This window comes from Prochlorococcus sp. MIT 1341 (assembly GCF_034092415.1).
In the GTDB taxonomy this organism is placed as follows: domain Bacteria; phylum Cyanobacteriota; class Cyanobacteriia; order PCC-6307; family Cyanobiaceae; genus AG-363-P08.
On sequence record NZ_CP139304.1, the window covers coordinates 118,864 to 145,385 of the forward strand.

The 26,522-nt window shown below is 40.5% G+C and carries 22 protein-coding genes; 19 read left to right on the forward strand and 3 right to left on the reverse strand.

The window, feature by feature from the left end:
- Positions 1-28 precede the first annotated feature (28 nt).
- From SOI84_RS00585 to SOI84_RS00625, 9 genes are all read left to right on the forward strand, one after another.
- Positions 29-1,798, forward strand: coding sequence for an ABC transporter ATP-binding protein (locus SOI84_RS00585; RefSeq protein WP_320674472.1), 1,770 nt, complete (start codon positions 29-31; stop codon positions 1,796-1,798).
- 72 nt (positions 1,799-1,870) lie between these two features.
- Positions 1,871-2,566 (forward strand): DevA family ABC transporter ATP-binding protein, encoded by a 696-nt coding sequence (locus SOI84_RS00590; protein WP_320674473.1) that lies wholly within the window; start codon positions 1,871-1,873, stop codon positions 2,564-2,566.
- 37 nt (positions 2,567-2,603) lie between these two features.
- On the forward strand, positions 2,604-2,759 hold the full coding sequence (locus SOI84_RS00595) for a hypothetical protein (RefSeq protein WP_011293689.1): 156 nt from the start codon (positions 2,604-2,606) through the stop codon (positions 2,757-2,759).
- A gap of 84 nt (positions 2,760-2,843) precedes the next feature.
- A complete protein-coding gene (locus tag SOI84_RS00600; protein ID WP_320674475.1) occupies positions 2,844-3,779 on the forward strand; it encodes a glycosyltransferase family 2 protein in 936 nt (311 codons plus the stop codon).
- Between the two features lie 132 nt (positions 3,780-3,911).
- A complete protein-coding gene (gene rpsB, locus SOI84_RS00605; RefSeq protein WP_320674476.1) occupies positions 3,912-4,628 on the forward strand; it encodes a 30S ribosomal protein S2 in 717 nt (238 codons plus the stop codon).
- Positions 4,629-4,716: 88 nt separating this feature from the next.
- On the forward strand, positions 4,717-5,373 hold the full coding sequence (gene tsf, locus SOI84_RS00610) for a translation elongation factor Ts (RefSeq protein WP_320674477.1): 657 nt from the start codon (positions 4,717-4,719) through the stop codon (positions 5,371-5,373).
- 24 nt (positions 5,374-5,397) lie between these two features.
- The gene (locus SOI84_RS00615) at positions 5,398-6,588 is read left to right on the forward strand and encodes a hypothetical protein (RefSeq protein ID WP_320674478.1); all 1,191 of its coding nucleotides are present in this window, start codon (positions 5,398-5,400) and stop codon (positions 6,586-6,588) included.
- Positions 6,558-9,101, forward strand: a complete 2,544-nt coding sequence (gene recG, locus SOI84_RS00620) for an ATP-dependent DNA helicase RecG (RefSeq protein ID WP_320674479.1) — start codon at positions 6,558-6,560, stop codon at positions 9,099-9,101. The genes SOI84_RS00615 and recG overlap by 31 nt, the downstream gene beginning before the upstream one ends.
- 344 nt (positions 9,102-9,445) lie before the next feature.
- Positions 9,446-10,180, forward strand: a complete 735-nt coding sequence (locus tag SOI84_RS00625; protein ID WP_320674480.1) for a M15 family metallopeptidase — start codon at positions 9,446-9,448, stop codon at positions 10,178-10,180.
- Here the strand turns inward: SOI84_RS00625 and SOI84_RS00630 are convergent.
- Positions 10,135-11,895, reverse strand: a complete 1,761-nt coding sequence (locus SOI84_RS00630) for an NADPH-dependent assimilatory sulfite reductase hemoprotein subunit (protein ID WP_320675480.1) — start codon at positions 11,893-11,895, stop codon at positions 10,135-10,137. The genes SOI84_RS00625 and SOI84_RS00630 overlap by 46 nt on opposite strands.
- Before the next feature lie 126 nt (positions 11,896-12,021).
- Between SOI84_RS00630 and glyS the strand changes: the two genes are divergently transcribed.
- Positions 12,022-14,187: a glycine--tRNA ligase subunit beta gene (gene glyS, locus SOI84_RS00635; protein WP_320674481.1), complete on the forward strand. Its 2,166-nt coding sequence runs from the start codon at positions 12,022-12,024 to the stop codon at positions 14,185-14,187.
- Positions 14,188-14,207: 20 nt separating this feature from the next.
- On the opposite strand, the gene chlP is transcribed toward glyS, so the two are convergent.
- Entirely contained in the window at positions 14,208-15,554 is a 1,347-nt protein-coding gene (gene chlP / locus SOI84_RS00640) for a geranylgeranyl reductase (protein WP_320674482.1), read from the reverse strand.
- A 219-nt stretch (positions 15,555-15,773) separates the two neighbouring features.
- Here chlP and SOI84_RS00645 point away from each other — a divergent pair, with 219 nt between their 5' ends.
- The 6 genes from SOI84_RS00645 (at position 15,774) to ccsB (ending at position 21,806) form a co-directional block, all read left to right on the forward strand.
- Positions 15,774-16,418, forward strand: a complete 645-nt coding sequence (locus SOI84_RS00645; RefSeq protein ID WP_320674483.1) for a M15 family metallopeptidase — start codon at positions 15,774-15,776, stop codon at positions 16,416-16,418.
- 158 nt (positions 16,419-16,576) lie between these two features.
- The gene (gene typA / locus SOI84_RS00650; protein ID WP_320674484.1) at positions 16,577-18,379 is read left to right on the forward strand and encodes a translational GTPase TypA; all 1,803 of its coding nucleotides are present in this window, start codon (positions 16,577-16,579) and stop codon (positions 18,377-18,379) included.
- 19 nt (positions 18,380-18,398) lie between these two features.
- Positions 18,399-18,764, forward strand: a complete 366-nt coding sequence (locus SOI84_RS00655) for a DUF309 domain-containing protein (protein WP_320674485.1) — start codon at positions 18,399-18,401, stop codon at positions 18,762-18,764.
- A 109-nt stretch (positions 18,765-18,873) separates the two neighbouring features.
- Positions 18,874-19,602 (forward strand): LPS export ABC transporter ATP-binding protein, encoded by a 729-nt coding sequence (gene lptB, locus SOI84_RS00660; protein WP_320674486.1) that lies wholly within the window; start codon positions 18,874-18,876, stop codon positions 19,600-19,602.
- A gap of 44 nt (positions 19,603-19,646) precedes the next feature.
- Entirely contained in the window at positions 19,647-20,810 is a 1,164-nt protein-coding gene (locus SOI84_RS00665; RefSeq protein ID WP_320675481.1) for an LptF/LptG family permease, read from the forward strand.
- 63 nt (positions 20,811-20,873) lie between these two features.
- Positions 20,874-21,806: a c-type cytochrome biogenesis protein CcsB gene (ccsB, locus tag SOI84_RS00670; protein WP_320674487.1), complete on the forward strand. Its 933-nt coding sequence runs from the start codon at positions 20,874-20,876 to the stop codon at positions 21,804-21,806.
- Between the two features lie 43 nt (positions 21,807-21,849).
- Here the strand turns inward: ccsB and rpe are convergent, their stop codons facing one another.
- Complete coding sequence (gene rpe / locus SOI84_RS00675; RefSeq protein WP_320674488.1) at positions 21,850-22,518, reverse strand: ribulose-phosphate 3-epimerase; 669 nt, start codon at positions 22,516-22,518, stop codon at positions 21,850-21,852.
- 214 nt (positions 22,519-22,732) lie between these two features.
- Between rpe and glpX the strand changes: the two genes are divergently transcribed.
- The 3 genes from glpX (at position 22,733) to SOI84_RS00690 (ending at position 26,502) form a co-directional block, all read left to right on the forward strand.
- On the forward strand, positions 22,733-23,737 hold the full coding sequence (glpX, locus tag SOI84_RS00680; protein ID WP_320674489.1) for a class II fructose-bisphosphatase: 1,005 nt from the start codon (positions 22,733-22,735) through the stop codon (positions 23,735-23,737).
- Positions 23,738-23,771: 34 nt separating this feature from the next.
- Positions 23,772-25,085 carry a glutamyl-tRNA reductase gene (locus SOI84_RS00685; protein WP_320674490.1) on the forward strand — a complete coding sequence of 438 codons (1,314 nt, stop codon included), beginning with the start codon at positions 23,772-23,774 and terminating at the stop codon, positions 25,083-25,085.
- Between the two features lie 121 nt (positions 25,086-25,206).
- A complete protein-coding gene (locus SOI84_RS00690) occupies positions 25,207-26,502 on the forward strand; it encodes a glucose-1-phosphate adenylyltransferase (RefSeq protein WP_320674491.1) in 1,296 nt (431 codons plus the stop codon).
- Positions 26,503-26,522 lie beyond the last annotated feature (20 nt).

Below are 26,522 nucleotides of genomic sequence, written 5' to 3' on the forward strand. Positions count from 1 at the left end.
GAATCACTCTTCCAGATTTTACGAATAGATGTCCAATTCCGAATTAAATAATAAGCAGGATTTAAGTACTCAAAAGATTCTATTAATAATTTTTTCTAGTTTAAGTAAACAGAGGAAAGTTCATGTTTCTGGTGTGTTGTTGGTAATGATTACTTGTGCTTTGTTAGAGTTTTCTACTCTTATTGTAGTTACTCCTTTTTTGCTTTCTATTTCTGAGCCGGAAGCATTTAAGGAAGCATTCTTTGTAAGGTTATTGCAAAGTCATCTTGGTGCTTGGGACTCCAGTAAATCCTTGCTTCTGATGTCAGTGATTTTTGGCTTCTTAGCTATTTTTACTGCAATGATAAAGATATTAAATCTCTGGAGTATTGAGAAATTAGTTGCAGCAATTGGGTGTGATTTTAGTTGCGAAGCCTTTCGTAGAACTTTATATCAGCCATACAATGTACACCTCTCACGCAATAGCTCATTTCTAGTCAATGTAATTACTAGAAATATTGATGATTGTCTGGTCACTATTAGAGCATTGATGCAATTCATTACTTCCTTTCTAACTATCATTGCCTTGTTGATAGCACTAACATTAGTAGACTCTAGTTTTGTAATTGCTGCTTTTTTACTCTTTTCTTTGGCCTATGCATTTATTGCATCATTATTAAAACGAAGGCTTAATCGAAACAGTAAAGTTGCTTCAATATCTGGTGAAAAACATGTAAAAGTTTTACGCGAAGGTCTAGGAGCTATAAGAGATATACTGATAGATGGCACACAGAACTTTTATCTGAAAATATATAGGCAAGCTGATGAATCTATGAGAGCTGCTTTTGCTCAAGCCAATTTCTTTGCATATTCGCCGAAATTAATTTTAGAAGCACTAGGTTTATTTGCATTAGTAATAATTACGTTTTTTACTTATCAGCAAAAAGGATCATCTGTTCAATTGCTGCCTATTTTAGGCACGGTTGCTTTTTGTGCTCAGAGGCTTCTGCCTGCCATGCAACAATGTTATATTGCTTGGGCTAATCTTAATAGCTCACAGGTTGCTATTAATGATGTTATATCCTTAGTAAATCAGCCGCTCGGGATTAATATTGATAGAGGCAAATGTAATCAATTTACAATTGAAAAAAGCATTGAAATTGTAAATTTGTCTTTTTCTTATTCAAAAGACCGGGAGGAGGTTCTTAAAGGCGTTGATTTTGAGATAAAGAAAGGAGAAAGAGTGGCAATCGTCGGTCAGACAGGAAGTGGTAAGAGTACTTTAATGACTTTGTTAATGGGGTTACTAAGGCCAACAAAGGGATATGTTTTTGTTAATGGGTTGGATATTAATAGCGACACCAATTTAGAGCTTTTAGAGGCCTGGAAAAGTTCCATTGCACATGTTCCTCAAAACATCTATTTGGCTGATACAACAATTGCTGAGAATATTGCCTTTGGACAGCCAAGGGATTTAATTAATATTGAATCCGTAAGGAGTGCATCAAAACAGGCAATGTTAGATCAGTTTGTATCCAGACTTCCTTATGGGTATGGAACATTGGTTGGGGAGCGGGGTTCAATGCTAAGTGGTGGACAACGTCAAAGATTGGGAATAGCTAGGGCCTTGTATAAAGGAGCTGATGTGCTTTTTTTTGACGAGGCTACAAGCGCATTAGATGATGAAATTGAATCTTCAATTATTAATACCATTCGTGGATTAAGTAAAGATCTAACAATAATAGTTATCGCTCATCGAAAATCTAGTATTGAGATGTGTGATAAAATTCTTCGTCTAAGTGATGGCGCGATTGTTTAGTTAGGTTCAGGATGTAAATGCTATTTTTCTCAAGCTGCTAGGTTGTTTTCGTTAAAGGATTTTTTCTAATAGATGCCCACTGAGTTTTTGCAAACTGTATGTATTCAAGGATTAAGCCATTGGTTTGGCGAAGGAGAGATGCGTAGAAAGGTTCTTGACTCTATTTCATTAGAGATTAAACCTGGAGAAGTTGTTTTGTTAACTGGCCCATCGGGATGTGGAAAGACAACTTTGCTCACTCTTATCGGTGCATTAAGAACTGTACAGGAGGGTAATCTTTCTGTTCTAGGTAATCAACTTAGAGGCTCTTCTCGAAAGGTCCGTCAACATTTAAGACGAAATATTGGGATGATTTTTCAAGGGCATAATTTATTGCGTTGTCTTACAGCTGAACAAAACGTACAAATGGGTGCGGATTTGTTACGTGATCTGACTTACCTTGATCGACGAGAACTTGCAAGAGAATGGCTTCGTTCTGTTGGTCTTGGTGACCAATCCAAAAAGTTGCCTCAGGATCTATCTGGGGGGCAGAAACAAAGAGTTGCTATTGCAAGAGCTCTGGCAGCTAGGCCAAAACTTCTTCTTGCTGATGAGCCAACAGCTGCTTTAGATAGTGTTTCAGGCAGGGAGGTGGTCGAGTTGCTTAAGCGTCTTGCTAGGGATCAATCCTCTTCTGTCTTGATCGTGACTCATGATCCAAGGATTCTTGACGTTGCTGATCGTTTGTTAAAAATGGAGGATGGCCATTTAATTCCATCATTTGGGTAAGGTTAGGTGAAGATCTTTAATTCGTATTCTTCTAAACATGTCTAAGCGAAGGAACCTTAAGAAGGAAAAGCAAGAGCGCAACCGCGCTTATGCCCGTAAGTTTAAAAAGCGTAAGCTTCGTAATGATGGTCGTGGTGAAGGAGCCGGTAATGGCGTAACAGGCACAGCCAATAATGGAGGCGCAGCGGATTGATCTTTCATGTGGCTTTATTTGAAAGTAGGTAAAGTGATCTGTGGGATCTATTGCCTTTATTGAAAACTTTTAAATTTTTCTAGGATGTTTGTCAGCGTTGTAATACCTACATATAACCGTCTGCCGATTCTTCAAAAATGTCTTTTGGCATTAGAAAGTCAGGTTTTGAGATCTCATTCGGATGATTTCGAAATAATTTTGGTTGATGATGGATCTACTGATGGGACTCTTCAATGGCTTCAGAGAGAAGAAGATAGATTTCCACATTTGAAACTTTTTAGTCAAGAGCATGGAGGTCCGGCAAAAGGGAGGAATCATGGAGTAGCAAAATCTCGCGGTGATGTAATAATTTTTATCGACAGTGATCTAGTTGTTACTGATGGTTTTCTTGATTCTCATTTGAGCGCCCTTAAGCAAGCTTGGAAAAGACAGGGAAACAAGCTGTGTTTTACGTATGGATCAGTAATCAATACTTCTAACTTTGATAACCCAACTTCCGAGCCTCATAAGATAAGCGATGTTTCTTGGGCCTATTTTGCAACTGGAAATGTTGCTATAGATAGAGAAATCTTAGAGCAATCCGGATTATTTGATATTACTTTTTGCCTTTACGGATGGGAAGATTTGGAGTTGGGTGAAAGGCTTCGAAAAATGCGAGTAAAGCTTGTCAGGTGTCCTGAGGCTAAAGGTTATCACTGGCATCCTTCACTTACTATTAATAGTATTCCTCGTTTGATTAGAGTAGAAATTGAGCGTGCAAAGATGGGTTTAGTTTTTTATAGGAAACATCCCTCAAGAAGGGTTAGGTTCATTATTCAATTTACAGTTTTTCATTTGATCCTTTGGGAACTTCTTACTCTTGGAGGATTAATCAATGAGAGGACTCTTCGACCTTTGTTGGCATGGTTGATCCGTAGAGGTAAAGCTGGAATAGCCATGGAATTGCTCAGAGTCCCTTTGAATCGCATAGGAGTAAGAGCACTTTTCAGGGAGGCTTCATTGGCCGGATTCCATTTTTAACCCTTTGTTTGATAAATTGGGGTGTACATAAATTCCGCACACTTGTCTGTTTCGGGTGATGCTCTATTTAAGCTGTCTTAGCTTTCAGTAGCATCCCTGGCAGGTGGAGGCGAACCCGAAACTTTAAACAACATGGCTGTAGTAACTCTTTCAGAGATGATGGAAGCTGGTGCACATTTTGGGCATCAGACTCGAAGATGGAATCCCAAAATGTCTCGCTATATCTACTGTGCGAGAAATGGCGTACACATTATTGACCTTGTAAAGACTGCTGTATGCATGAATCATGCATATAAGTGGACTCGTACCGCTGCAAAAAGTGGAAAACGCTTCCTCTTTGTTGGTACTAAGAAGCAAGCCTCTGAAGTTGTTGCTATTGAGGCAAGTAGATGTGGAGCGGCTTACGTTAATCAGAGATGGCTAGGAGGCATGCTTACTAATTGGACAACGATGAAAGCTCGCATCGATCGTTTAAAGGATCTTGAGAGGATGGATTCCAGTGGTGCAATTGCAATGCGTCCAAAAAAAGAGGCAGCAGTTTTACGTCGCGAGTTAGAAAGGCTTCAAAAGTATCTCGGCGGGTTAAAGGGGATGAGGAGATTGCCAGATGTAGTGGTGTTAGTTGATCAAAGACGTGAAACAAATGCTGTTCTTGAGGCGCGAAAGCTAGATATTTCTTTGGTTTCTATGTTGGACACCAACTGCGATCCAGACCTTTGCGAAGTTCCTATACCTTGCAATGACGATGCTGTCCGATCAGTGCAATTAGTTCTTGGAAGACTTGCTGATGCTATTAATGAGGGACGACATGGTTCAAATGATCAGAGAGGAGGTGACACTCCCCACTGATTTTTTATCAGCGATAACCCCTTTTCTGTCAGCTCATAAGAAACTGCTGATCAGAATTTTCCATTCCTTTATTAAACTTGCTTAAAAAATGGCGGAAGTAACAGCCAAGTTAGTCAAAGACCTGCGGGATAAAACTGCTGCAGGAATGATGGACTGTAAAAAAGCCCTTTTAGAAAATGATGGGGATTTGACCAAGGCGACGGAGTGGTTGCGCAAAAAGGGTATCGCAAGTGCTGAGAAGAAATCAGGGCGAGTCGCGGCTGAGGGTGCTATTGGGAGTTATATCCATACCGGTGCAAGAGTGGGAGTACTTCTCGAGTTAAATTGTGAAACTGATTTCGTTGCACGTGGCGAACTCTTTCAAGGGCTCCTTAGAGATGTCGCTATGCAGATAGCGGCCTGTCCTAATGTTGAGTATGTAAACACTGATGAGATACCTGATCAAGTTATTGAGAATGAGAAATCAATTGAGATGGGACGTGACGACCTTTCTGGAAAGCCAGAAGAAATGAAAAAAAGGATAGTAGAAGGGCGAATTGGTAAAAGACTTAAGGAACTGGCTTTAATGGAACAACCTTTTATTAGAGATAGCTCCTTAACTGTTGCTGAACTTGTTAAACAGGTGGCAGGCCAGATTGGAGAGAATGTCAAAATTCGTCGCTTCACAAGATTTACTCTTGGAGAAGGAATTGATATTGAAAAGACAGATTTTGCATCTGAAGTTGCTTCAATGTCAGTTGGTTGATTCTCCTTAGAACATAACCTTATTTTGAAGAGACTAGACCCATCTAATCAGTTAGATCTTCTTCGCTCAAAGAGTAAGAAGTTAGCGTCACTCATTTATCTTGATGAGGCTCTTTACCTTCAAGAGTTGAGAAGTTCCTTACTTGGTGCAGTTAGGCAAGCAATCTTTCAGCTGATTACCTACGGAAATAAAAATAGACTAAGCAAAATTTCTGTCCCTCTACGCGATAACTTAATTCAATCTGTTGACAGGTCAGTCTCACAATGTTGTTCGTTATTAACCGTTGAACATTTGATAGCTCTAATGAATCAAATGAGAGAGGAAAAGCGAATCCGTCAAGAAAGGGCTAGGCAGAAGTTGCTTATGGAAATTAACAATCAGAATAAATCAAAGCAAGAGCCCTATGGTTCTTTATCTATAAGTATGGTCCCCCCGCTGGAAAATACTGAGCCTGTTGAAAAGCTTTTTACCAGCTTGGATTATAACGATGTCCTTAATGATACAAGTAGTATTACTTCAGAAGAAGAGCTTTCTCTCCTCCCCTTAGATGAGGGGCAAGACTCAAAAGATGTTGAGTCAGATGAGTTCGTTAATAATTCCAAGGCAAAAGCAAAAACTGAACAACCTTTTGAAATGTTCCGATCGCTTTTTGGAATGGCTGAGGATACCCTTGAGCCTTCTAATTCTTTGTTGGTTGGTAACAATAATGATGATGACATTAAAGATGGCGAAGAATTTGTGATTAATGAAGAAGACTATTTGAAAGATGGACTTCTGCCTAGAAATCCAATCGAACTCTCCCGATGGCTTGACTCCTTTGAGAAAGCCATTACAAGAAGGCTGCGAAACCTTTCCCATGCTTTAAACGTAGAACTTTTGAGGACAGGAGTTATTAGTAATCTTTTGCCAGTTCCACTTTTGGACGCTGCAATCGAGGGAGAATTGGAATTTATTTCTGTTGGGTCTAACCTTTTAAAAATCCCTTCCCCGGTTCTTTTCTCGCAGTTAGATGATGGAATGGATTTAATTTGTGTTTTGCTACGTTTTTCAGATTTGGAATATGAATCCCATCGACTGCGTCGATGTAGATCAAAGATAACGAATCATAAAAACTTATTACTGACAATGGCACGACAACAGCGTCATTGGCAAAGTCGATTTTCTAATAAGGAGGCACATCAACAATGGTGGGGAAATCCTCCGGAACAGAATTAACTGGTAATTCCAAGAATTCTCTAGATACGCAACAACTGTGCTCTGTATTGGATTGGATCAGACTTCTTCAAAAAGCTTTTACACTTGAAGTCGAACAGGGTTTTAACAATCTTCAAGGACGACGGGAGTTCTTTCACGAGTTTGCAGAACGACAACTTTTGGAGTTCCAGGAAGTTCCTTTACCTGCAGAAACAAGGGTTCAGTTAAAAGAATTGTCAACACAATTCCATCTTTACCCCGAGAAGAATAAAACTTCACGAAGGCGATTAATTACTAAATCTCGCTTTGAACTGCATCGCCTTAGCAAACATCTTCAGCCCGAATCCCCAATAGGGCCACCACATATCAGGCATGCTAAAGAATCTATCTCAAATTTCTCTTCTCATACGAAGTTAAACTCTTCTTTAAGTCTTGAAAGTTTGTTGATAGATGTAAAAGGTGTAGGACCTAGGTTTGCTGAGAAACTTTCTGCTCTTGGCATTATTTTTATTAAAGATCTTCTGGAATATTACCCACGAGATTATGTTGACTATTCTTCCTTGCGTCGAATCTCTGATTTAAGAGTAGGTGAAACATCAACGATAGTGGCTAATGTAAAAAGATCTAATGGTTTTAAGAGTCCTCGTAATCCAAACTTATCAATTCTTGAACTTCATTTAGAGGATTTGACTGGCAAGTTAAAGGTCACTCGATTTTTTGCAGGTCGTAGGTTTAGTAGTTATGCCTATATAAAGAGTCAGGCTAATTTATATCCTCCAGGTTCAACTGTTGCTGTAAGCGGATTAGTTAAGAGTGGCGATTATGGGGTTAGTTTTCAAGATCCTTTGATTGAAGTCATGGAAAATCCTTCTTCACCTATTAGATCGCAAAGTATTGGACGTATTTTGTCCGTTTACCCTTTAACGGAAGGACTTAAGGCAGATAAATTTCGCGAGTTAGTTGCAAATGTGTTGCCTCTGGCAGAAAAGTTTTTAGACCCTCTACCACCCTTTACTTTGAAAGGGCTTAATTTGATGCCAAAAAGCGATGCGATTGTTCAAATCCATAAACCAGGATCAACTGATTTATTACAGGCTGCTAGACGAAGGTTGGTTTTTGATGAGTTTTTCTTTCTTCAACTGGGTTTACTCAGGAAACGCTTTGAAATTCGAACTCGGGAAGCTCCTTCTTTAAGAACTGAACTTCAACAAGGAGGCTTAGTAGAGAAATTTCTTGATCTTTTGCCTTTTTCTTTGACGGGAGCACAAGAAAGAGTGCTTGCAGAAATTAGCTCAGATGTCTCCAAGTCAGAACCAATGGCGAGATTAATCCAGGGTGATGTTGGAAGTGGAAAGACGGTTGTGGCTATTGCTTCTCTTTTAAAAGCAGTTGAATCAGGCTGGCAAGGAGCTTTGATGGCACCTACAGAGGTTTTAGCTGATCAACATTATCGATCTCTTTGCAAGTGGCTACCGCAAATTCATGTGAATGTGGAGTTGCTAACGGGATCTACGCCTCGTTTAAGTAGGCGAAGAATTTTGGAAGATTTAGCGAATGGCTCGATAAAGATACTTGTGGGTACTCATGCTCTTATTGAAGACCCTGTAGTTTTCAACAGATTAGGTTTAGTGGTCGTTGATGAACAACATCGTTTCGGTGTTCATCAGAGAAACAACTTGCTTGGGAAGGGACTACAGCCACATCTTCTTACTATGACGGCAACACCAATACCTAGAACACTTGCCCTTTCGCTACATGGTGATCTTGATGTAAGTCAGATTGATGAACTTCCCCCAGGGCGCAAAGCCATTAAAACTTCTCTGCTCAAAGGTTCTGAGAGAAATAGGGCGTATGAACTTATCAGAGAGGGGGTTGAGAAAGGACAGCGAGCATATGTCGTTTTGCCCCTAGTAAAAGATTCGGAAAAACTTGATCTTCGTTCGGCAGTGATGACTCATCAGGAACTATCTAAACAAATTTTTCCCGAATTTGAAGTTGGGTTATTGCATGGACGTATGACTAGTGTGGACAAGCAAGAAATTATTCGAAATTTCTCTTCAGGACAGTGTCAGGTACTTGTTTCTACAACTGTAGTCGAAGTTGGAGTTGATGTGCCAGAAGCGTCAATCATGGTTATTGAACATGCTGAACGCTTTGGCCTGGCACAGCTGCATCAACTTAGAGGTCGAGTCGGACGCGGATCTTGTTCGTCCTATTGCTTGTTGATTAATGACAGTAAAACACCTCTAGGTAAGGAACGACTTGAAGTTCTTACTAAATCTAACGATGGATTTGAAATAGCTGAAATCGACCTTCGTCTTAGAGGCCCCGGGCAAATTCTTGGTACTAGACAGTCTGGGTTGCCAGATTTTGCATTGGCAAGTCTTGTAAAAGATGCAGACGTTTTAAAGCAGGCAAGAGTAGAAGCTATTCGATTATTAAATGAGAGCCCAGATTTAATTTCCAAAGGTTTGTTGAGGGAAATGCTTGACGAAAACTGGAAGAAATTCAGTGGTAAAGCACATTTAAATTAAAGTAATACTTTTCCACAAACGCTGGTCTCAGATGAGTCTTAAAAATAGATTTTGGCGTCTTGGTTTCCGCTCTTCCTTCGCGTTGTTCGTTTTCTCTTCAAGTCAGCTATTCCTCTGGTAGATGAACTCGCTATGTACAAAAATTTGTATAAAATCTTGCTTTGTCAATGGTTCTTGATCAAAGAATCAAGAAATTGGATTGCTGGTTTTCTTCTCTAAAGCTTTGTAAAATTTCTTGCTGCTTAGGGCTCTATAGTTTTAAATCGATCCAAATCATTTTTCCTCTGCGAGATCAGACCTGTGGAAAAAATCGAGATATCTGTGGAAATTTTTAAATAATTTTCATGATAAGGCCTTGGGCGACTGTTCCTATCCTTGATAATGGGGAATCTCTTTGTTTGATCCCAAATTCACTCCATCGACTAACCCCGCATCCATATGTGGCCTTGGGTGCCCCTTACGTTGATGGAATCGATCCGTTTTGGCTCAGAGAAGGGGTTGTAAGTCGTTTGGTTGCTGCAGAAGATCAACTTCTACGTAGTGTTTCGGGATATCGTTTGGCAATATTTGATGCATGGAGACCAATTGCTGTTCAAGCGTTTATGTTTCAACATGCAGTTGATGAGGAGTGCAGGCTAAAGGGTGTTAGCCAAACTGAGTCAAAAGACTCGCCCAAAATGAGGGCAATTCTTGAGGAAGTCAAGCAGTTTTGGGCTTCTCCATCTGAGGATCCCTCAACCCCTCCTCCTCATTCCACTGGGGGGGCTGTCGATCTAACTTTGGTTGATTTGCAGGGAAAAGAAGTTGAAATGGGAGGTGAAATTGATGAAATTAGTGTAATTTCAAAGCCCAATTATTATGCTCTCAAGGCAGAAAAGTATAAAGAATCGGATTTTTTTCGTTGGCATAATAGGAGATTGATTCTAGCTGATGTAATGAGAGATTTAGGGTTCGCTCAGCATCCAAATGAATGGTGGCACTTTAGTTATGGAGATCAACTCTGGGCTTGGTCCGAAGGACGCAAAAATGCTGTTTATGGTAAATCCAACCCTCCAGAGATTAAATCAAGTACAAATTGATCTCCTCTATTACTAATGTGCTTTCCTAGTGAATGCTTTAATCCTGTCTTCTTCCAGTCCAAAAGTAACGGCTCGATTGTTTTCTCTAAATGGTTTAGTGGCATCTTTTGCAGATATGGTTTTGCAAGTGTTTTTAAATCTGGCGTTCCACCTAGCCAAAGTTGATATTGATTTACCCCACTTCCTACTAATCCAATTTCGGCCATATATGGACGAGCACAACCATTCGGGCATCCAGTCATACGTATTAGTATTGATTTTTCAATCTTTAGCTTCGCAAGTAAAGTCTCTACCCTGTTAAGTACGTTGGGTAGATAACGCTCAGCCTCAGTAATCGCAAGGCCGCATAATGGTAATGCAGGACAGGCTATTGCATGTCTTTCAAGTTTTTTAGGGTGTTTGGGATCTTTTATTCCAATCTCATCAAGACTTTTCTTTACGCTAGAAAGTTGTTGTACGCCTACATTGCAAAGTAGGAGGTCTTGATTAGGGGTTAGACGTACATCAAGTTGATACGTTTGTATGATCTTATTTAATCCTTTTTTGAGTTCCCCTGACAGCCTTCCAGATAAAAGTGGAATACCTACAAACCATCTTTTCCGATCTTGTTTATGCCATCCTAGATAATCCTCTAATTTAGATTCTGGCTCTGGTCTTATTTCCTCAAGACCATGCATATAGTATTTTTTGATTTCATTCCTAAACCATCCTATCCCTCTATCATTAATAAGATATTTCATACGTGCATGTCGTCTATCCTTTCTATCCCCGTAGTCTCTTTGTAAGGCGAGGATTGACTGAATAAGTTCTAATATGTTTTCTGCTTTTACATACCCTAGAGGATTTGCAATTCTAGCAAAGGTTTCCTCCTTATTATGAGTTCTTCCCATCCCACCTCCTACATATACGTTGCATCCTTTTAAAAGGCCGTTTGGATTAGTAAAAACAACAATTCCTATATCTTGAGTTAAGAGGTCAACAGAGTTATCTCCTTGAACTGTTACGGCACATTTGAATTTCCTTGGAAGATAGGTGCTGCCATAAAGAGGCTCTTTTGGATCGCCGCTAAAAACAGCAGATTCTTTTTGCTTTATTTCTGCGTTTTTCACCCTTTTACTAGGTTTGATTTTGTAAGCAAGGTCCCCGTCAGCCCAAAGCTCTAAGTAGGCTTCTTCCGCTGCTTTTGGGCTGAGAAGATCGGCGATATCTTGAGCTAATTTCCTCGCGGCTGGATAAGCTCCTTTCTCGAAAGGCGCCGCAGGTGCCATAACGTTGCGTGAGATATCACCACAAGCAGCCAATGTTGACCCCATTGAGCATATGACTGTGTTTATAACTTGATGCAGATCGTCTTTACGGATTCCATGCATTTGAAAAGCTTGGCGTGTTGTAACCCTCAGGGTCCTGTTGCCCAGCTTCTCAGATAGTGAATCAAGCGCATTGAAAAGATCAGGTGAAACGCGACCGCCAGGACTTCGAAGACGAAGCATCATTTGCCAGTCTTTTTCTTTCCCTTTTTCTCTTTTGTCACGATTGTCTTGTTGATAGCTTCCGTGAAACTTTAATAGCTGTAAAGCATCATTAGAAAAGTGGTTGCTATCGTTTTTAAGCTCGGTAAATAGTGGCTCGCGTAGATAGTCGCTATTTTCTTTAAAATTTTCAAATTTGTTTGGCTCTCCACCAAGTGCAATGCATGGTGAAAATCCTCTATCCATGTTTTCCTTTGTGGATGTTTCGCCTTCTTTCACGGCTTTAAATCGCTCCTCGGCCACGGTAGCTAAAAGAAGAATACTTTTTTTGCTCAGATTTCAATAAAGTATGAAAAACCACTTTTTGTAGATTTGCCAAACTTTCTTCTTGAGATCGGGACTGAGGAACTCCCTGCAGATTTTGCTCGCCTTGCATTGCCGCAGTTAGAGGAATCTGTTCGTAGTGACTTGGCACAGGTGCGACTTTCTCATGGCTTGATTTCATGCAATAGCACCCCTAGAAGAATAGCTCTACTAGTCGAAAACTTGGCAAAGTTTGCAGAAGACATCTTTGAAGAGAGGAAAGGTCCACCAGCAGAGCAAGCTTTTTGTAATGATGCTCCAACCTCTGCTGCAATTGGTTTTGCCAAGCGGATTGGTGTCGATTTAAAGGATTTGGAAGTAAAAGAGACAGAAAAAGGCCCTTTTGTTTTTGCGAATACTACGTGTATTGGAGCTCCTACGATCGAGATCCTGGAAAATCTGATTCCATCTTGGATAAACAGTTTGCAAGGACGTCGTTTTATGCGCTGGGGGCAAGGGGAAAGACGCTTTTCTCGTCCAATTAGATGGCTTTTGGCTTTGCTTGATGAGGAGTTGGTACCTGTTTCTCTTTGTGATACCGACCCGAAAATTTCGTCAGGAAAGGAGAGTCGAGGACACCGACTACATAATAATGTTATTAGCATCTTTTCTACTAAAGATTATAAAGAGGCCCTTTGGTCATCAGGTGTAATTGTTAATCGAGATGAAAGAACCTCTTTTATTACCGGGTTGGTCTATCCAGCCGCTAAGAGTTTAAATGCAGAGCCAGATTTACCGGAAAGCCTTTTGAATGAACTTATAGATTTAGTCGAGTTCCCCGTTTTAATAGAGGGATCTATCCCTGAAAAATACCTTGGACTTCCTCCCGAGGTCTTGAGTACAGTGATGAGGGTTCATCAACGTTATATACCTCTTTATTTATCGAATTGTCCTAAAGATCCATTGGTAGAAAATTCAAGAGGGGTACTGCTTTCACGTTTTTTATGCATTGGTAACGGCCTTGCTGCTTCGGTGGATAAAGTTAGGTTAGGGAATGAAAGAGTTTTAAAAGCAAGGCTTGAAGATGCAGAGTTTTTCGTTAGTGCAGATAGGTCTATAAGTAGCGAGGAGCGTGTTGGTAAATTATCTTCAGTTACTTTTGCTGAAGGATTGGGTTCATTGCTGGATCGTGTAGGTCGGATGCAATGGTTAATGGACCCTTTAATAAAAGAATTGGAACTTGATCAAAGTTCTTCAAGCAATCTTCGAAGGGCAACATATCTTTGTAAGCATGACTTGGTAAGTCATATGGTTGGAGAGTTCCCTGAATTGCAAGGAATTATTGGGGGGAAATATCTTCTCTCAGAAGGTGAAGAAAGAGCTGTGGCATTAGCAGTTTCAGAACACTATTTCCCTAGGGGCTCTGGTGACTTATTACCGCAATCGCATATTGGTGCTGTTCTAGCCATTATTGATAGATTGGAGCTTTTAATTAGTATTTTTGCAAAAGGAGGACGCCCTACTGGGTCCTCAGATCCTTATGGACTAAGAAGAGCAGGTAATGGGATCCTACAGATTCTGTGGTCAAGAGGGTGGAAGTTGAATTTAGATTCTTTGTTGAGACAGTCTATTGAGCATTGGAAAGATCTTTTGCCAATTTTTGAAATAAACCATTTAGAACTTTATGAGGAGATCTCAGGGTTCTTTTGTCAAAGAATTGTTAGCTTGCTAGAGGATTCTGATTTTGATTATGATTTAGTTCAAGCAGTTGCTGGAGAAAGTACTTCTTCTCTGCGATTACTTTCGGACCCTAATGATGCCAGGAATCGTATTGAACTGTTGTTAAAGATGCGAATAAATGGAACGCTTTCAACCTTACAAGCTGTTGTTACAAGGGCTTCAGGACTTGCAGATAAAGGAGACCTTGATTCCACAACTCTAAATCCCTTAAGTGCTGTAGATCCTAAGTTGTTCGAAAAAGAAAGTGAGATAAGAATGCTAAATGTATTATTAGATCTCGAGCCACTCGCAACTAATAAAACGGGTGCTTGTTATTTGGAGTTGGCTGAAGGACTTAGCTCTGGTGCAAATGTTTTGTCCTCTTTCTTTGATGGCAAAGACAGTGTGATGGTTATGTCGGATAATGAAATTGTGAGAAAAAATCGATTGAATTTATTAGGGGTATTGAGAAATCAAGCATCTGTACTTGCAGACTTCAGCAAGCTATCTATATAGGGTTTTTAGTTACTTCTTTGTTAGGCTGATATTTTATTTTTTTCTACTTTAATTCCACCCTTTATTGTACTTACTGCAAGCATCTTATTCACTTCATCATCATCTCTAACAGTGCTTGGTACGGGCTTATAATTCTCTGGAGCAAGTGCACGTCCTCTTAAGACAGAGCCTATTGTCAGAAGAGTAAGCTTTAGTTGTTGCCATGGTTTCATTGCAACAACTGTTTTATATAGGTAGCTATCAAATGTTAAACGCTGCACATCCATGTCATCGCACATCTCAACAAATGCTTCTCTAGCTGCATCATTTGAGTAGAAGATGTTTTGAAGAATCTCAAGAACTTTATATGTAGTCCCGTACTTTTTATCCCATTTCTTTAAATATTTTTTCAGGTCTGCTTCCGTAGGAATCTTTTCTCCGCCTTTTGATGCGTCTACTATTTCTTCTGCACACATTCGCCCACTTTTGGCAGCAAAGTAAATCCCTTCACCTGAACTCTTTGTCACATAGCCAGCAGCATCCCCTACTAATGCCATCCTTCCAACAACCCTCCTGGGTCTTGGGTGTTCTGGAATTGGGTGTGCTTCGACTTTAATTACTTCACCATTAACTAAGCGTTTTTTAGCACGTTCTCTTACACCAACTTGAAGGCTTTTGATAAGAGATTGGTTCTTCTGCATTGTGCCAGTTCCTACAGCCACATGGTCATACTTTGGAAAAACCCAACCATAGAAATCTGGTGAAACATCTGTTCCTACATACATCTCTGCAAGGTCTTCATAGTATTTCATCTCTTTCTCAGGGAGTTTTATTCTCTCCTGAAAGGCTATGGCCACGTTGTAATCACCAGCATCCATTGCTTTAGCAACACGACTGTTAGCGCCGTCAGCCCCAACAATTAAATCGACTTCAAGAGTTTTCGTTTCCCCTGTTGACTCCCCATTTGTGTAATCCGAATAGGTCAGCTTGTAGGGTCCCTGGCGATTTGTTCCGGTTTCGATTTTGGTGACCAATCCATTCACAAGGTTTGCTCCTAGTTCGGCAGCACGATCTCGCATGAACGCATCCATTACTTCTCTTCGGCACATTCCTATATATTCGTTTTCTGTTTCTCCATAGACTTTGTCAAGGCTTATATCTACCTCACGATTTGAGGGGGAAATCATCCTCATATTGCGTACTTTTCGATCAATAATTGATTCAGGCAAGTCAAATTCTGAAACCATGCAAAGTGGAATTGCCCCTCCACAGGGTTTTGCGTTGTCTAGCTTGCGTTCAAAAATCCAAGTTTTTATACCAGCTTTCGCAAGGATTTCAGCAGCACAAGAACCACTTGGTCCTCCACCGATTACTGCAACTCGCAACATTCCTATGCCTTTTCTTGATTTGTTTTTGAAAAATAACATCTAAGGAAGGTATCTTGTTGAGCTAAGTGGGTTAGGTCGTTACGATCGAAACATCAGCTATTGATTTTTTGTGGTCCGAATTGAGGAGGTGAGAAGGCTATAGAAGCTTTTAAGGATGACATCCCTGTAGCAGAAAGATCAGTCTCTAGTAGGAATCTGATCAGAAATAGTCGATTTCTAGTGTTGTTTCTTCTGATTGGAGCATCTTCATTTTCTGCCTTATTGATCTTTGGTTCTAGGAAGGTCTGGTTAGGGGACGACTCTCTTGAATTGCCTCCTTCTATAAGTGAAATCTCCCAAGATCGCCGTCTACTTGGCCATTTCCCTTATCCTGAGGCTGATCAAAACATGTTGGTTGTTGTCCATCCAGGAATCAGGGTGCATCTAGATACTGCTAGGGCTTTAAAGAAGATGACTGCTGCAGCTGTTTCAGATGGAATATCCTTAAGTTTTCTTAGTGGTTATAGATCTCATAATTTGCAAAAGGAGATTTTCTTTGAGGTGAAATCGGAGAGAAATCAAACTGCAATACAAAGGGCAAAAGTTTCTGCTCCTCCTGGTTATTCCGAGCACAGTACAGGGTATGCAATTGATTTAGGCGACTCGACTCGTCCAGAGACTCATTTCCGCAAGGAATTTGAGAACACACCCGCTTTTAAATGGCTAGAGAAAAATGCCCCTAGATATCACTTCACTCTTTCCTTCCCGGAAGGTAACCCACAAGGAGTTAGCTATGAACCTTGGCATTGGAGGTATGAGGGATCTGCTGACGCCTTAAGAGAATTTGAGAATGCACGAACAAGATCCTCTAGTATCAAAAACTAAGCTATTTATTGTCCAAAGACACTTCCAAAGCGATTATTTCGCTTGATAGAAACCCTGCCAACTTTCTAATTAAATAACCTATTGGTTAGTCTATATGCGTCTTCAAAGTGAGATTGCCCCAAAAGGGGTTCCTTTTCTCAGAGAAATTTTTCTTACCCATGGTTGCCCAGACTAAGTCGATTCGAAATATTGCGATCATTGCCCACGTGGATCATGGCAAAACAACTCTGGTTGATGCCCTCCTCACTCAGTCAGGGATTTTTCGAGAGAATGAGTCTGTACCAACCTGTGTATTGGATTCAAATGACTTGGAGAGGGAGCGAGGAATAACAATTCTTTCAAAAAATACAGCAGTTAACTACAACGAAACTCGAATAAATATTGTCGATACTCCAGGACATGCTGATTTTGGAGGTGAGGTTGAGCGAGTTTTAGGAATGGTAGATGGGTGTCTTTTGATTGTTGACGCAAATGAAGGACCTATGCCTCAAACTAGGTTTGTTCTAAAGAAGGCGCTCGAGCAGGGCCTAAGACCAATTGTCTTTGTTAACAAAATTGACCGCTCTAGAGTTGATCCGGAAACAGCAGTAGATAAAGTCCTTGATCTATTTATTGAATTAGGTGCTGATGATGATCAGTGTGATTTCCCCTATTTATTTGGCAGTGGACTAGGAGGTTTTGCAAAACCAGATATGGCCACCGAAAGTGATAATATGAAGCCTCTTTTTGAAGCGATAATTCGACATGTACCCCCTCCGATTGGCGACATAAGTAAACCGCTACAACTTCAAATAACCACATTAGATTATTCAGATTTTTTAGGAAGAGTTATAATAGGAAGAGTTCATAATGGTGTTATTAGAAAGGGACAAAATGCATCTTTAATTAAAGATAATGGAACTGTAAGGAGAGGTCGGATTAGTAAATTGCTTGGATTCCAAGGTTTGCAAAGGATTGAGATTGAACAGGCAAATGCAGGAGATATGGTTGCTTTGGCTGGTTTTGATGATGTCAACATTGGAGAAACTATCGCATGTCCTGATGAGCCAAAAGCTCTTCCTTTGATTAAGGTTGATGAGCCAACATTGCAGATGACATTTGTGGTTAATGACTCTCCTTTTGCTGGAAGAGAAGGTAAGTTTGTTACAAGTAGGCAATTGCGAGATCGACTGAATAAGGAGCTATTAACTAATGTTGCACTTAGAGTTGAGGAAACTGATTCTCCAGATCGTTTTTCAGTTAGTGGTCGAGGAGAACTTCATTTAGGTATTCTCATAGAAACTATGCGGAGAGAAGGTTATGAATTTCAAGTTTCACAGCCGCAAGTAATTTTCCGAACTATTGAGGATATTTGTTGTGAGCCAGTTGAGACTCTTGTGATGGATGTTCAAGAAGAAGCTGTAGGTTCCTGTATTGAAAAAATTGGCTGTCGTAAGGGTGAGATGAAGAATATGGAAGTAGGACTTGATGGAAGAACTCAACTTGAGTTTTTGGTACCTTCAAGAGGTCTTATTGGCTTTAGAGGAGAGTTTGTACGAGCAACACGTGGCGAAGGGATAATGAGCCACTCATTTTTTGAATATCGTCCAATGACTGAACAATTTGAGGGTCGGAGGAATGGTGTTCTTATTGCCTTTGAAGAGGGGACTGCAACCTTTTATGCACTAAAGAATGCAGAGGGGCGGGGACAGTTCTTTATTACTCCTGGCACGAAGGTATATAAGGGGATGATTGTAGGGGAGAATAATCGTCCACAAGATTTAGAAATCAATGTATGTAAAACTAAGCAGCTAACAAATATGCGCTCAGCGGGTGCAGAAGAATTGGATACCCTACAGAGTCCTTTGCAGATGACTCTTGAGAGAGCTTTAGAGTATATAGGCGAAGAGGAAATGCTTGAAGTTACTCCAGAGTCGATACGCCTTAGGAAGCTTTCTTCTAGGAAGTTTGCTAAACGTTGATATTAATCTGACTTTATAAGTGCCTGAAGATTTTGATGATTCTCGTTTGAAGGAGGCAGTTCGTCTTTTTAATAATGCCGAATGGTATAGAGCCCATGATGCTTTAGAGGAGATTTGGCATGAAACTAATGGAGTAGAACGAAGAACTATTCAGGGATTCTTGCAAGTGGCTGTTGCTCAATTACATCTGGAAAGGGGTAATAGAACTGGGGCAACTATTCTTTATGGAGAAGGACTTGGCCGTCTTCGCGCTTTAGGAACACCAGACTTGGGTTTTGATATTGAAACCTTTTGTCTTTGTGTTCAGGAACGTTTAAGACTTCTACAGGAACAGGGTAATCCAGATGAATATGGTTTGCCTGTATTGGATTTACGGGATGATTGATCTGTAGATTTTAGGAATGTAGATCAAAGCTTTAATCTTTGATGATGTTTTATTCTTGAACTTCTCAATTCACTCTTAGAAATAAACACTCTATGCATTCCCCATTCAAATGAGCCTCTCTTTGGTAAATGTAGCGCTTACATTGGCTGGTAGGCCTTTGGTTAGAGATGTTTCATTGGAGTTAAACCCTGGCGAGGTGGTTGGACTTTTGGGGCCAAATGGTGCCGGTAAGACCACTACATTTAATTTGGTTATAGGCTTGTTGCGACCAGATCTTGGAAGAGTTTTGTTAGATGGAAAACATGTAAGTATGTTGCCCATGCCTTATAGAGCCCGACTAGGGATTGGTTATTTACCTCAGGAACCAAGTATTTTCAGGTCATTGTCTGTACTTGAGAATTTAAAACTGGCTTTATCTGAGAGTAAATTATCTTCGGGTTTGCTAAGAGAACGTCTTGATCAATTGATTGAAGCCTTTAGACTCAGATCTTTTTTGCATAGAAAGGGATATCAGCTTTCCGGTGGTGAGAGAAGGCGTTGTGAAGTCGCAAGGGCTCTAGCCGTGGGAGTTAAGGGACCTAGGTATTTATTGTTGGATGAGCCCTTTGCAGGGGTTGACCCTTTGGCTGTGGCCGATCTTCAGGGGTTAATACAAGATCTTAGGCAGAGTGGGATGGGCATTCTTATCACTGATCATAATGTTAGAGAAACTCTTGCTATAACAGATCGTTCTTACATCCTGACTGACGGCAAAATACTTTCTTCTGGAAAATCCGAAGAAGTAGCGCATGATCCTTTAGTCAGGCGACATTATTTAGGGGAGGGTTTTCAGCTTTGAAATTATTGCGCAGGGTTGAATTGAATCCCCCTGAATCTTTTTATTTGTTATTCAGAAGATATTTTTTACCAACCTGGAAAAGGTTTCCTCTATTAGATAGATGGATCTTTGGTGAATTAATAGCCCCCTTAATTTTTGCTATTTCTGCATTTACTGTGGTTTCTCTTTCGGTAGGTGTGATGTTTGATTTGGTTCGAAAAATTGTTGAATCAGGCTTACCAGTTTTGACCGCAGTAAAAGTCTTAGGCTTAAGGCTTCCTAGTTTCTTAGTTATTTCTTTCCCAATGGCCACATTAATGGCAACATTATTGGCTTACAGCAGGCTTTCTGCAAATAGTGAATTAAAGGCTTTAAGGAGTGTTGGAATTAGTACAAAAAGAATGATTGTCCCCGCAATTATCCTTGCATTTTTCATGACAGGATTGACATTTATTTTTAACGATGTAATTGTTCCTAGGGCTAATCGATCGGCTGAATTTACATTGCAACGCGCCTTAGGGAGAGCTATTTCTACTGAAAAAGGCGATGACATAATTTACTCACGTTTCGGGAAAATAACCACCCAAGATGATAAGGATAAGAAGAAGGGATTGTCTCAATTGTTTTATGCGAGAGAGTTTAGAAGAGGAGAAATGAATGGTGTTACTGTGCTTGATTTTTCCAGATATGGATATACTCAAATGTTAACTTCAAAGAAAGCAATATGGAATGAAAAGCTGGCGAAGTGGGAATTTCTTGATGGCCAGGTACTTACTACAACTCCAAACGGAAGCACTACCTCTGCTGAATTTGATAAATATTTATATCCGTTAAGTTCTGCCCCAATAAGAATATCAAAACTACCAAAAGATGCTAATAATATGACTGTTCAGGAAGCAATTCAAGCCCAGAAGTTATATGCAGAAGCGGGTAATCGTAAGGAGGCTAGGCGAATGAAAGTACGTATACAAGAGAAATTTACTTTACCTATGGCATGTTTGGTCTTTGGCCTTATTGGCAGTAGCCTAGGGGCTAAACCAAACTCTAGGACAAGCCGAAGCCAGGGTTTTGGGATAAGCGTAGTCCTTATACTTGTTTATTACGTTCTTAGCTTTAGTTTTAGCTCCTTAGGAGTAAAAGGAACGCTTTTGCCTTTCGTTGCTGCATGGTCCCCTGTAGTTATATCTATGCTTGGGGGATGGGCTTTGCTTCAACAGGCAAATAGATGAGTTTTTGGGTAATATTAGTCTATTGTTTACCTTTTGTTGGAGCACTTTGTGAGGTTGGCCAATATGCCAGTAATAATTGACGACCCGGTACTTTTGTTGGCCTTTGTTTCTTTTGTTTTACTCCTTTTTGCTCTTCCGCTCGCCTTTTGGTCCGTAAGTGGGAATAAAAATTCGCAATTTGCAAGGTTATTAATTGCTTTGGCAAACTTTTTCTTAACTGCTCTGCTGATTTTGCGTTGGTGGCAGTCAGGTCATTTTCCTATAAGTAATCTTTACGAATCACTTTGTTTTTTGGGTTGGGCTTCCACACTTATTCAGCTTTTAGCCGAACGTTCTTGGCCCTCCCCGTTGGTTGCAGCAGCTTCTACTCCAATAGCTCTTATTTCAGTAGGCTTTGCGAACTTTGCCCTGCCAGCGACTTTGCAAGAAGCATCCCCTTTAGTTCCAGCTCTTCGCTCAAGTTGGCTTGTTATGCATGTGAGTGTAATTATGAGCAGCTATGCCTCTTTATTGATAGGTTCAGCACTTTCAATGGCTGTTATTTTTGTTGATAGGGAGGATTCGTTAGTACTTAGAAGTAGTTCAATTGGTATTGGTGGTTTTAGGAAGGTAAACGTATTTACAAGGCAAAAGGATAATGAAAAAACTGGATTAAGGCTCAGCCCCCTTGAAATAAGCAGAGTTGAGAAGTTAGATAGTTTGAGTTATCGAATGATAACAGTTGGATTTTTACTTTTAACTATAGGTTTGATAAGTGGAGCTGTATGGGCGAATGAGGCCTGGGGTAGTTGGTGGAGTTGGGACCCAAAGGAGACTTGGGCTTTGATTTGTTGGTTTTTTTATGCTGCATATCTTCATACTCGCCTTTCAAGAGGGTGGAGTGGTAGAAGGCCAGCATTTCTTGCAGTTGGTGGATTTATTGTCATTACTTTATGTTATATAGGTGTAAATCTTATGGGGTTAGGGCTTCATAGCTATGGTTGGTTTTTCAGCTAATCAGTTAATTCTTTTTTTAATATTCCATTTATTGTTACTAGCTTTATTGTCGTTTGCTATTTCGAATCCCTTCTATGGCTTCTGAATAGTTAGGTTGATTAAAAATTCCAGATCCGCTTACGATCGCATTTGCGCCAGCTTCTATTACCTTCCAAGCATTATTAGCTTTAATACCACCATCAACTTCTATCCAGGGATCAAGATTTTTTTCTTTGCAAATTGTTCTCAAATCTTTAATTTTTTGGATCTGACTATCAATAAAACTTTGTCCTCCGAAACCAGGGTTCACACTCATTATTAAAACAAGATCACAAAGCTCGAGGCAATATTCAAGTGTGTCAAGTGGTGTGCTGGGATTTAGTACTGCTCCAGCCTTTTTTCCTAGATCTTTGATTTGGGCAAGGTTTCTATGCAAATGAGGGCAGGCCTCAACTTGAACATAAATGTGGTCCGCCCCTGCTTTTGCAAAATCTTCTACATATTTCTCGGGCTCAATAATCATCAAATGGACATCTAATGGCTTTGTTGTAACAGGCCTAATAGCTTCAACGATTAGGGGCCCAATTGTAATGTTTGGGACAAATCTCCCATCCATTACATCGACATGAATCCAGTCAGCGCCTGCTTTGTCTACAGCGGAAACCTCTTCTCCTAGACGCGCAAAGTCAGCTGAGAGTATCGAGGGGGCTATTACTAGTGGCTTGGTGCTCATCGATCTTTCATATTGAAAAGCGATTCTATTGATTGAAGGGCATAGAACATTTGAGTTTTACTTGCACTGATACAGTTAGCGGCGCTTAAGAGGGTAATTCACTCCTGTTTTTCAGGCCTAATGAAATTTGGCTATAAGGGTTTCCCTTTGCTTCTTAGAATTACAGTAGCTTTCTCTCTCTTGAGTTTCATAATCATCATCCCTTACTTATCCAGTGGACCGCACCCTTATTCAAGAAATTCTCGAGGTTGTTGAACAAGCAGCCATAGCTTCTGCTCATTTGACTGGTTTAGGGAAGAAGGATGAGGCTGATGCAGCCGCTGTAGAGGCCATGCGCAAGCGAATGGGCTTAATTGAGATGCAAGGTCGAATCGTCATCGGAGAGGGTGAGCGAGATGAGGCTCCAATGCTTTATATCGGAGAGAGTGTTGGGAGTGGTAATGGGCCAGGAGTGGACTTTGCTGTTGACCCTTGCGAAGGAACAAATCTTTGTGCAAATAACCAACGTGGTTCTATGGCTGTCCTTGCAGCTTCAGATCGAGGAGGTTTGTTTAATGCACCAGATTTTTATATGAAAAAATTAGCTGCACCACCAGCCGCTAAAGGAAAGGTCGATATTCGCAAGTCAGCGACTGAAAATATTAAGACTCTCTCTCAATGTCTAGATTTGTCTATTGGAGAGTTGACCATTGTTGTTATGGATCGGGCCAGGCACAAGGATCTTATTTCTGAGATTCGTTCGACTGGTGCAAGAGTTCAGCCGATATCTGATGGAGATGTTCAAGCTGCAATTGCTTGTGGGTTTGCAGGAACTGGTACGCATTGTCTGATGGGTATTGGGGCTGCTCCAGAAGGGGTCATTTCAGCAGCTGCGATGAGGGCGCTTGGAGGTCATTTCCAGGGACAATTGGTTTATGACCCTGCGATTGCTCAAACGAAAGAATGGGCCGATTACACCAAGGAAGGGAATATCTCACGCCTGAATGAAATGGGTATTACGGATGTCGATAAGGTTTATGAAGCCGAGGAACTTGCTTCGGGTAAGAATGTTGTTTTTGCTGGTAGTGGCATAACTGATGGCCTTCTTTTCAACGGGGTAAAGTTTGAAACCGATTGCACTCGAACAAGCAGTCTTGTAATTAGTACTTTGGACAAAACAGCTCGATTCACCAATACTGTTCATATCAAGGAAGGTGCTCAGAGCATTGCCTTAAGCTGATTAATTCACTACATAAACCCTAAGGAAAGACTTTATGCACATTGCCGTCGTCGGTCTTAGTCATCGAACGGCCCCGGTTGAGATCCGGGAAAAACTGAGCATTCAAGAGCAGACTATTAAGTCCTCACTAGAGACCTTAAAAGGAAATAGTGAGATTCTTGAGGCTTCGATCCTTAGTACCTGTAACCGCTTAGAAATTTATACAGTTGTACGAAATCCTCAGAATGGAATTTCGGCGATTAATCAATTTCTAAGCAATTATTCAGGAATTGACTTTAAGGAGTTGTCTCCTCATCTTTTCGTTTTTCATCATGATGAAGCAATTGCACATCTGATGAAGGTTGCGGCAGGCTTAGACAGTTTGGTTTTAGGCGAAGGTCAAATTCTTTCTCAAGTGAAGAAAATGGTTCGTTTAGGCCAAGAAAATAACTCTATGGGGCCAATACTTAATCGTCTTCTTACTCAGGCTGTAAGTACGGGTAAACGTGTTAGAAGTGAGACTAGTCTTGGCACTGGAGCAGTTTCTATTAGCTCAGCCGCAGTTGAGCTGGCTCAGTTAAAGCTGGGCCAATCTTTTGGAAAAGATGATTTGATGAGCCTTGAGTCCGAGAAGGTAGTCGTTGTTGGAGCAGGAAGAATGAGTAGGTTGCTTTTGCAGCATTTACAAGCGAAGGGCTGCTCAAGTTTGGTTCTTATTAATCGAACTAAAGAAAGGGCTGAGTCTCTGGCCTCGGATTTTCCAGATCTTTCAGTTCAATGCCTTTTATTAGAGGAATTGGATAATTGTTTATGTAATTGCACTCTTTTGTTTACAAGCACTGCGACTGAAGAGCCCATTATTGATGCATCCCGTCTTGCTCCTCTAAAAAGAGAAGGATTGTTGCGGCTTATAGATATTGGGGTGCCAAGAAATATTTCTGCAGATGTTGAGGGTATTAGCGGAATTGAGTCTCATGATGTGGATGACTTGCAAGAAGTTGTTGCCAGAAATCAGGAGGCACGTCAGCAGGTTGCTCTTCAAGCAAACGTCCTTCTTGAAGAAGAAGGACGTTTATTCCTTGAATGGTGGGATAGCCTTGAGGCTGTCCCAACAATTAATCGTCTTAGATCATCGCTTGAGGCTATTCGAGCGGTTGAATTACAAAAAGCACTAAGCAGAATGGGACCAGATTTTTCAGCTCGTGAGCGAAAAGTTGTTGAGGCTCTTAGTAAAGGAATTATCAACAAAATTCTTCATACGCCCGTCACGAGATTGCGAGCCCCTCAAGGGAGAAATGATCGCCAAAACTCTCTAAGTGTTGTTGAAAGCCTTTTTGATCTGAATCCTGAAAAAGCTAGTGATAAATAGGTTTCTTCTCAACTAGTACCCTTTCGACTTTTCTTCGTCTTATGTGATCTGCTCTACGAATTCAATATTGGTGCACGCTGTCCGTTAGGTTTGCTCGGTAATGACAATCTGTCATGACGGCATGAAAAGGGTTTTAGCAATCATTCTTGGAGGCGGGGCAGGAACTCGTCTCTATCCATTGACCAAGATGCGGGCAAAGCCCGCTGTTCCCTTGGCGGGTAAATATCGCCTCATTGATATCCCAATAAGTAACTGCATTAATTCCGGCATCAATAAGATGTACGTCTTAACTCAGTTCAATAGTGCTTCCCTTAATAGGCACCTTACTCAGAGTTACAACCTTAGTGCTCCCTTTGGACAAGGATTTGTTGAGGTCCTAGCGGCTCAGCAAACACCTGAGAGCCCTTCTTGGTTCGAGGGTACAGCTGATGCGGTTCGCAAGTACCAGTGGCTTTTTCAAGAATGGGACGTAGATGAATATTTGATTCTTTCAGGTGACCAGTTATACCGAATGGATTACAGCCTTTTTGTAGATTACCATCGAACAAATAAAGCCGATTTAACTGTTGCTGCTTTGCCCGTAGATGCCCAGCAAGCCGAAGGATTCGGTCTTATGAAAACTGATGAAGAGGGGAATATAAAAAGTTTTAGTGAAAAGCCAAAAGGAGATGCTTTGAAGGCAATGGCAGTAGATACCTCGCGTTTTGGTCTTTCCAAGGAATCATCAATTAAGAAGCCTTACCTTGCTTCTATGGGTATCTATGTATTTAGTAGAGATACATTATTTGATTTGTTAAATAAGAATCCACTTCATAAAGATTTCGGGAAGGAAATAATACCTGAATCACTTTCTAGGGGGGATCATTTGAGGAGTTATGTTTTTGATGATTACTGGGAAGATATTGGAACGATTGGTGCTTTTTATGAATCTAACCTTGCCCTTACACAACAACCTACACCTCCTTTTAGCTTTTATGACGAAAAATTCCCCATTTATACAAGACCACGATATTTACCTCCTACAAAACTTGTTGACGCACAAATTACTGATTCCATTATTGGGGAAGGCTCTATTCTTAAGTCATGCAGCATTCATCATTGTGTTCTGGGAGTTAGAAGTCGTGTTGAAAGCAATGTAGTTCTTAAAGATTCTTTGGTTATGGGTTCTGATTTTGTTGAGTCTTCTGAAGAACGCCTTCTTTTAAGGCAAGGTGGTGGAATCCCCCTAGGAGTAGGAGAAGGAACTACAGTTAAGAGAGCAATACTTGATAAAAATACACGAATTGGGAATAATGTAGCGATAGTAAATAAAGATAATGTTGAGGATACGGATAGACCTGAGGAGGGATTTTATATACGCAATGGAATTGTAGTTGTTGTTAAGAATGCCACAATTTCTGATGGAGCTGTTATTTAAATAACAAGATAATACTTTTA

Bases quoted from the DNA above. Each gene is read 5' to 3' on its own strand.
- SOI84_RS00625 (WP_320674480.1), top strand. From the start codon at position 9,446: ATGATAAGGCCTTGGGCGACTGTTCCTATCCTTGATAATGGGGAATCT.
- SOI84_RS00630 (WP_320675480.1), bottom strand. From the start codon at position 11,895: ATGGATAGAGGATTTTCACCATGCATTGCACTTGGTGGAGAGCCAAAC.
- typA (WP_320674484.1), top strand. From the start codon at position 16,577: ATGGTTGCCCAGACTAAGTCGATTCGAAATATTGCGATCATTGCCCAC.
- lptB (WP_320674486.1), top strand. From the start codon at position 18,874: ATGAGCCTCTCTTTGGTAAATGTAGCGCTTACATTGGCTGGTAGGCCT.
- SOI84_RS00595 (WP_011293689.1), top strand. From the start codon at position 2,604: ATGTCTAAGCGAAGGAACCTTAAGAAGGAAAAGCAAGAGCGCAACCGC.
- ccsB (WP_320674487.1), top strand. From the start codon at position 20,874: ATGCCAGTAATAATTGACGACCCGGTACTTTTGTTGGCCTTTGTTTCT.
- tsf (WP_320674477.1), top strand. From the start codon at position 4,717: ATGGCGGAAGTAACAGCCAAGTTAGTCAAAGACCTGCGGGATAAAACT.
- rpsB (WP_320674476.1), top strand. From the start codon at position 3,912: ATGGCTGTAGTAACTCTTTCAGAGATGATGGAAGCTGGTGCACATTTT.
- chlP (WP_320674482.1), bottom strand. From the start codon at position 15,554: ATGTTGCGAGTTGCAGTAATCGGTGGAGGACCAAGTGGTTCTTGTGCT.
- recG (WP_320674479.1), top strand. From the start codon at position 6,558: ATGGTGGGGAAATCCTCCGGAACAGAATTAACTGGTAATTCCAAGAAT.
- rpe (WP_320674488.1), bottom strand. From the start codon at position 22,518: ATGAGCACCAAGCCACTAGTAATAGCCCCCTCGATACTCTCAGCTGAC.
- SOI84_RS00690 (WP_320674491.1), top strand. From the start codon at position 25,207: ATGAAAAGGGTTTTAGCAATCATTCTTGGAGGCGGGGCAGGAACTCGT.
- SOI84_RS00585 (WP_320674472.1), top strand. From the start codon at position 29: ATGTCCAATTCCGAATTAAATAATAAGCAGGATTTAAGTACTCAAAAG.
- SOI84_RS00590 (WP_320674473.1), top strand. From the start codon at position 1,871: ATGCCCACTGAGTTTTTGCAAACTGTATGTATTCAAGGATTAAGCCAT.
- SOI84_RS00600 (WP_320674475.1), top strand. From the start codon at position 2,844: ATGTTTGTCAGCGTTGTAATACCTACATATAACCGTCTGCCGATTCTT.
- SOI84_RS00685 (WP_320674490.1), top strand. From the start codon at position 23,772: ATGCACATTGCCGTCGTCGGTCTTAGTCATCGAACGGCCCCGGTTGAG.